Source organism: Oribacterium sp. oral taxon 078 str. F0263, from assembly GCF_000469565.1.
Taxonomy (GTDB): Bacteria; Bacillota; Clostridia; order Lachnospirales; family Lachnospiraceae; genus Oribacterium.
In genome coordinates, this window is the sequence record NZ_KI273087.1 from 48,873 (window position 1) to 55,692 (window position 6,820).

Annotated in this window: 4 protein-coding genes and 1 tRNA gene; 2 read left to right on the plus strand and 3 right to left on the minus strand. The window is 53.3% G+C overall.

The features are described from left to right. The first annotated feature begins 245 nt into the window (after positions 1 to 245). Together HMPREF1986_RS02250 and HMPREF1986_RS02260 are read left to right on the plus strand one after the other, a co-directional pair. Positions 246 to 2,879: a glycosyl hydrolase family 28-related protein gene (locus HMPREF1986_RS02250; protein WP_021773117.1), complete on the plus strand. Its 2,634-nt coding sequence runs from the start codon at positions 246 to 248 to the stop codon at positions 2,877 to 2,879. A 486-nt stretch (positions 2,880 to 3,365) separates the two neighbouring features. Then, positions 3,366 to 3,445: transfer RNA gene (locus HMPREF1986_RS02260), tRNA-Leu, on the plus strand. Positions 3,446 to 3,508: 63 nt separating this feature from the next. Here HMPREF1986_RS02260 and HMPREF1986_RS02265 read toward each other — a convergent pair. The 3 genes from HMPREF1986_RS02265 to HMPREF1986_RS02275 form a co-directional block, all read right to left on the minus strand. Beyond that, positions 3,509 to 4,246, minus strand: coding sequence for an NAD-dependent protein deacylase (locus HMPREF1986_RS02265; RefSeq protein ID WP_021773120.1), 738 nt, complete (start codon positions 4,244 to 4,246; stop codon positions 3,509 to 3,511). Positions 4,247 to 4,419: 173 nt separating this feature from the next. Then, positions 4,420 to 5,784: a uracil-xanthine permease family protein gene (locus tag HMPREF1986_RS02270; RefSeq protein ID WP_021773121.1), complete on the minus strand. Its 1,365-nt coding sequence runs from the start codon at positions 5,782 to 5,784 to the stop codon at positions 4,420 to 4,422. Between the two features lie 172 nt (positions 5,785 to 5,956). Then, positions 5,957 to 6,616, minus strand: coding sequence for a 5-formyltetrahydrofolate cyclo-ligase (locus tag HMPREF1986_RS02275; RefSeq protein WP_051273849.1), 660 nt, complete (start codon positions 6,614 to 6,616; stop codon positions 5,957 to 5,959). Positions 6,617 to 6,820: the final 204 nt, after the last annotated feature.

Consider the following 6,820-nt stretch of genomic DNA (forward strand, 5'->3'; position numbering starts at 1 on the left):
CTGCCTCTGTCTGGCAGCCGGTGCATATCGTACAGTGCACATGCCCTGTCCTTCAAGACGAGCAAAACAGCAAAGCACCCACTTAGAGACAGCGGCAGCGAGAAGCTTCCGCGGGATTACGAAAAGGGATTCGGGAACTAAGAGGAGCGCGGGTCACACAGCGATCCTCCACACTCGTGCAGGAAGCTGTTTGGCCCAGGTATTGTCATACATTTATCAATATCCAACGAAGGGGATGAAAAGGAATGAATTCAAAAAAGAAATGGCCTCTGTACTTTATGCCGATGCTGCTCTGCTTCCTCTGTATTCTTTCACAGAGGGTATCAGCGTCCACAGGTGTCTATGTACCTGACCCTGTGACCAGCTTCGTGGCAAATGTTCGGGACCCGGCCTATGGCGCGGTGGGAGACGGCGTGAGTGATGATACTGCCGCAATACAAAAGGCCATCGATGCCGTTTCTGCGGCGGGCGGCGGGATCGTAGACATTCCGGCGGGCCACTACCGGATCAACACTCTGTACCAGACGGGAAAGAGCTATGAGAAAGCGGGGCTTGTGCTGAAAAGCAACATCATCGTTCGCATCAATGACAACGCCGTACTTGAGGCGATTCCGAACGGGGAGAGGTCCTATCAGATGTTCAGTATCACGCATGTCGATAATGTCCATATCATCGGCGGCACACTGATCGGTGATCGCGATCATCATACCTCGAGTATCGGAGAGACCGGATATGGCGTTCGCATCACCGATGCCAGCAATGTGGTCATTGAGAATCTGCATGCCGGTGAATTCTGGGGAGACGGCCTGTTTCTGGGAGAGGACAGCAAAAATATCACCATCTACAATGTTGTCTGCGACCATAACCGCCGTCAGGGAATGTCGATTGTCGGCGGTCAGAATGTCAAAATTCTGAACTCGAAATTCAACCACTCCGACGGTACGCCCCCGAAATCAGGAATTGACATCGAACCCGAGGGGGACCTTCCGGTCGTCAAGGATGTGGAGATACGAAACTGTGAATTCTCCGGAAGCAGTACCGGCTTTGTGGTTGGCAATCACTATTCAAACAGTGTCGCGGCGAATATCACCTTTGCCGATAATATCGTCCGTGATAACCGGACCGGAATCAATCTGGTAGGTCTGCAGGGCGGTAAGATCATCGGCAATACGGTCTATCATGATCAGAGTACGGAAAATGATACACATTGGGGGATCCGGCTTCGCAACTCCGGGGTTCACGCGACAAGCAATGTGACAGTCAGCGGCAATACCATCTACGGTGCCAATATCATTGACAGCACCGGAGAAAGCAATACGATTCAAGACAACGTTTTCAAAGCTGCTGTCTACATCCGCGGCATCGCCCATGCCGGGAAGACGCTGAACGCCAAGGTATACGACGGCGATTATGGAGATCTTCATGTCCATAATGTCGTACTGGTCCCGGCCTCAGCAATCTCTTCCTATCAGTGGTATGCCGATGGAACGGCCATCAGCGGTGCGACACAGTCCAGCTATGTCCCGACGGCATCCGATTCCGGAAAAAGGCTTACCGTGCAGGTGCAGTATACGGATAAAGCCGGAAATGCGGAGGATGCCGTCAGTCCTCCTACCCTGCCGGTAGACTATGCAAATCAAGCGCCGACGGACATCACGCTCAACCCTCTCTTCATCTACAGCAATCAATATCTGGCAGAAGTGGGGCTCCTGAGCACGACAGACCCGGACGCCGGAGATGTGCATACCTATACGGTTGACGATGATCGCTTTGAGATAATATATGATAATCTGCTTCGTTTGAAAGGAGACAACTATATTCCCTTTGGATCTGTGTCTACGATAACCCTCCATGTAACGGCAACCGATGCGCTCGGCGCTTCTCTGACAAAAGCTTTTACCATAGAGGTGGCAAGGCCCAAGAACCAGCCTCCGAAAAAGGTCACGCTTTCCAACAATACTGTCGCGGCAGGCAAGGCGGGAGAAATCGTAGGGCAGCTTACGACGACAGATCCCGATGTCGGCGATACACACAGCTACACCGTGAGTGATTCGCGCTTTGAGGCCAACTCTGACGGCGTGCTGAAGTTGAAGGAGGGAGTGCGTGTAGAGGACGCTATAGGATCGAGCATTCCTCTCCGGATCGCAGCGAAGGATTCCGGAGGCTTGATCTACACCGCAAGCTTTACCCTGCAGGTAACGGAAGGATCGGCGGACAACGGCAATGCCAATAACGGCAACGCCAACAACGGCAATGCCAATAACGGCAACATCAACAACGGCAATGCCAACAACAGCAACACCGGAACGGCAACGCCCTCCGATCTGAACCCGGACAATCAGGGCCAGTCTCGAAATTCCGGCGGAGGCAGCTCAGGATCTTCTTTCCGCGGCCGCAGAAGCCTTGATTTCGGGAATATCTCTGTCAATCCGTATTCCTATATCCGGACCAACGGAAGAATCCATGATCATGGCAGCTGGAAGCAGGAAGGAACGGTGTGGAAGCTGGATGTCGACGGAGCAACAGCAACGTCCGCATGGGCATATCTCTCAGGAAACTGGTATCTCTTCAACGAGAAGGGAGAGATGATGACAGGCTGGGCGAATGTCGACGGAAGCTGGTATTTTATGGACGGCTCCGGCTCCATGCGCGATGGCTGGGTGGAAGACGGAAAGGGAGAATGGTACTATCTGAATCCCGTCTCCGACGGCACAAGAGGCGCCATGCGCATCGGATGGCAGCTGATCAGCAGCAAGTGGTATTACTTCCATACAGTTTCTGACGGAAGCCAGGGAAGGATGCTGAAGAGTCAGAGATCACCGGATGGTTATCTCCTGAAGGAGGACGGAAGCTGGGATCAAGGTGCCGCAAGGCAATAGAATCCCTCAATACTAAACGGTGAAGGAAGAGCTCAGGCCCTGCTTCCCGGATAGACTTGAAAATCTTTCGTTCTGTCAAAGGGAAGAGGAGCAGAGCTTCTTCACGGCGAGGATGAGATGGACTGAAAGGTCTGTCTCATCCTTTGTTATATGGAAGGCCCGGAATGAAGCTTTTCTCTCTGAAGCTTCAGAGAAAAAGGGCCTCCGATCCTTGTTTCCATAATTACAGAAAAAACACATCTATCCCGGCAGACAGCCGAAGAGCGTCTCGATCCAGAAAAGCATTTATGCTTCTCCGGATCGGAAAACGGCAGATCGATGCTCTGCACCCCAGCACTGCGGGATGCGATGACCGCAGGGACTGTCAGAGTACGGAATTTCGCAAGCAGCAAAAGCCATGACGGATCCTCCGTCCGGGGCGATCCCGGCTTTGACAGCACCTGCCTTTGATGATAGAATAAAGGGCCGCAGGATTTTGGCGGCTCTGCGGATATGGCGGAATTGGCAGACGCGCCAGATTTAGGTTCTGGTGGGAGACCGTGCAGGTTCAAGTCCTGTTATCCGCATAAAACATCAATGAGAAGCCGGAGGCCTTGCCTCCGGCTTCTCATTGCATCTTCTTCCCTCCCTCAGGATTCGTCAAGGACTACAGACCCCAGAACATCTCCGATACTTTCCCGGATCACAAGATCTGCTCGGCCGTCACAGGCGGTCTCGCTTTTATTAATTAAAACAAGTATGTGAGCGGAATCATCAAAGTAACGAAGAAGACCCGCGGCGGGGTAGACCACGAGCGAGGTTCCTCCGACGATGAGAAGGTCCGCCTCCCGGATCGCTTCCGCTGCTCCCTGTAAAACCGCCTGATCCAGCCCCTCTTCATAGAGGACGACATCCGGCTTCACGATGCCTCCACAGCTGCATCTCGGCACTCCGCTTCCGGAGAGAATGAAATCGAGAGGATAGGATTTCCCGCAGCGAAGGCAGTGATTTCTCCAAACTGAGCCGTGAAGCTCATATACCTTTTTGCTCCCGGCCTTCTGATGGAGTCCGTCAATATTCTGTGTGATAACTGCCCGGAGCTTCCCTTCTTCCTCGAGCCTTGCAAGCGCAAGATGTGCCCGATTCGGCTTCGCCTCCGGAAAAAGCATCTTCTCCCGATAAAAACGATAAAACTCTTCCGGATTTGCCTCAAAAAAGCTGTGGGAAATGATCTGTTCCGGCGGATAAGCATAGCTTTGCCGGTAAAGCCCGTCCTGACTCCGAAAATCAGGGATCCCGCTCTCCGTGGAGACTCCGGCTCCCCCAAAAAATACGATATTCCGGGCCTCCCCGATCCATTTCCGAAGCTTCTCTCTCTTCTCTTCCATCTGCGCCCTCCTCCCTATGGCCAAAATATAGTCCTTTCCACTATCTTAGCCCAGATATCCCGGAAAAGCCACTCTATCCTTTCCCTCAATATGGATGGCATCAGGAAAGCTCAGGAAACAGCTTGCCCGCGGGCAGGCGTTTCCTGAGCTCACACGACGCATATAAGATCGCTTTACTTTTCTTCTGACTTCTCCTTCGGGAGCAAGAGATTCAAGAGAATCGCGCTGATCGTCGTGATGACGACCGGAGATTTTCCGAAGACCATCGTCACAGAGAGCGGAAACTGGTTCAGGCTTCCAGCAGCCTGCGCGATGCCGACTCCGAGCGCCACAGAGAGGCCCACGACCGTGGAGCTTCTCGCCGTGAGCGGCTTCGAGGTGATGAGCTTCATCCCCGTCATTGCGATCGTGGAGAAAACGGTGATCGTCGCCCCGCCGAGGACACACTGCGGAATCGTCGTGAGAACTGCGGAGAACTTCGGGCAAAGCCCGGACAAAAGGATCAAAGCCGCACAAGTCGCGAAGACCTTCCGATTTACGACCTTGTTATTCGTCACAATGCCGACATTCTGAGAGTAGGTCGCCGTGGGAAGTCCTCCGAAAAAGGCGGAAAAGAAGTTTGTCACGCCATAGGCGATGATCCCGCCCTGAAGCTCTCCGTCCGTCGGTTCCCGGTCAAAGCCTCCTATGGTTGTGGCGGTGAAATCGCCGATCGCCTGGACGGAATTGATCGCAAAGAGAAGGCCGATCGAGATGCAGGCCGCCGGATCAAAGCTCACACCAAAGGGAAGGAAGTGCGGGAGAGCGAACCAGGACGCCTTTCCGATCTCCGAGAAGTTCACCATCCCAAAGCAGAGCGCCGTGAGATAGCCGGCCAGCATTCCGAGAAGAATGGATGCGAGTTTAAAAATCCCCTTCCCGAGGTTATTTAAGAGAAGCACGATAAGCAGCGTCACCGCAGCGACCGCCCAGTTCTGCCAGGAGCCGTAGATCAGAGCCTCCGTCAGATGCTTCTTCTCCACAACAAGCTCCCTCGTATTTGCGACGCCGCCGGCCATATAGTTGACGGCTGTCGGATAGAGGGATACGCCGATCGTAAAAACTACGGTCCCGGTGATGAGCGGGGGAAAGAGCGGGCGGATTCTCTTCACGAAGATACCGACAAAGACCGCGACGATTCCGCCGACGAGAAGTGCCCCCGTGATGGTGTGCACTCCCTCCCCCGCTTCGGCGATTGCCTGAAGGCTGGGGAGATAGGCAAAGCTGATCCCCAGGATGACGGGAAGGCCCGAGCCGAATTTCCCGCCGATCGGAAACAACTGAAAAAAGGTCGCGATCGCGGACATCGTAAGAGATGCCTGAATCAGAATAATTCGCTGCTCGATCGGCAGCTGCGCCACATTCGCGATGATAATCGCCGGCGTCACGCAGCCGATAATCATCGCCACCAGATGCTGGAGCGCGAGGGAAATCACGCTCCAGACCGGCGGATTTCCCTTCCAGCAAAACAACGCCTCCATTCCATCCTTCTTCCCCATCCTTTTCCTCCTGAAACTAAATTTTATTTTGAAACCTAAAAGTTTTTGCTATAGGCAATCATATACGGATGGAAAAAATAGCACAAGTAGAAATGAAAGGCAAATTTTTGTTAATTTAGCACAGGTGCATAAACCCAATGTGCAAAAACCTGCTCTTTTCCCGAGGAATCCGTTAGATTCTATGAAAAAATCTCCGAAGCTTCGATAGGAAAGACCCGGAATTTTCCACCTGCTTATCCTCTCCTTTGGCGGAAAAAGACGGATATACGCCATCTTCGCTGAAAACCCGCTCCATCGGGATATCGTGATTATCTACAGAAATCTCATCGAGAAGCAGCTTCTCATAGCATAGGCAAAAGCGACGCATCCTCTGCCCTTCCAGGAAGCGATCGTAATAGCCCGCCCCGTGACCAAGTCTCCTTCCGCTCCGATCCGCGGAAATACAGGGAATCAAGGCGAGATCGATCTCCTCCTTCTCCACCAGGGGAAGTCCCGGCTTCGGCTCCGGTATCCCGAGAACTCCGGCTCCGAGATCCTGAAAGGATCGGATCTCCACCGCCTCCATCCGCCTCTCCCTTCCCGGAATGCAGCGCGGCACGGAAACCCTCTTTCCCATCTGCCAGGCGCTCTCCAAAAGCAGCTTTGTGTCCGGCTCCTTCTCCACACTGATATAGCAAAAAATCGTGTCCGCCTGCTGAAAATACGGATGCTGAAGGATACGGGAACTGATCTCCGCATCCGCGCTCCGACAGTACTCTTCGCTGAGCCCCCTCCGAAGCTCCGCCACCTCCTCCCTCTCCCTCGCCTTTCTCTCTCTGATCTCGTCCTCCATAATTATCCCTCTCCTTCCCTTTCCCCGTCTTCTGCCCGCTTTCTCCCTATCGGACAGCTCCATCTATCCCCATGTTCCATTCTTTCCCCCGCTTTGTCAAGAAAGAAAAAAGAAAACATAGCTCCCCCATTTCGAAACCAGAACTATTTTTGTATAATGATTCCAGCGTCGAAAGTCTCTCCTCCGCGGCGTGCTTGCACGGAA

Excerpts from the sequence above, each read along its gene's own strand:
- HMPREF1986_RS02250 (WP_021773117.1), top strand. The coding sequence starts at position 246 with ATGAATTCAAAAAAGAAATGGCCTCTGTACTTTATGCCGATGCTGCTC.
- HMPREF1986_RS02265 (WP_021773120.1), bottom strand. The coding sequence starts at position 4,246 with ATGGAAGAGAAGAGAGAGAAGCTTCGGAAATGGATCGGGGAGGCCCGG.
- HMPREF1986_RS02270 (WP_021773121.1), bottom strand. The coding sequence starts at position 5,784 with ATGGGGAAGAAGGATGGAATGGAGGCGTTGTTTTGCTGGAAGGGAAAT.
- HMPREF1986_RS02275 (WP_051273849.1), bottom strand. The coding sequence starts at position 6,616 with ATGGAGGACGAGATCAGAGAGAGAAAGGCGAGGGAGAGGGAGGAGGTG.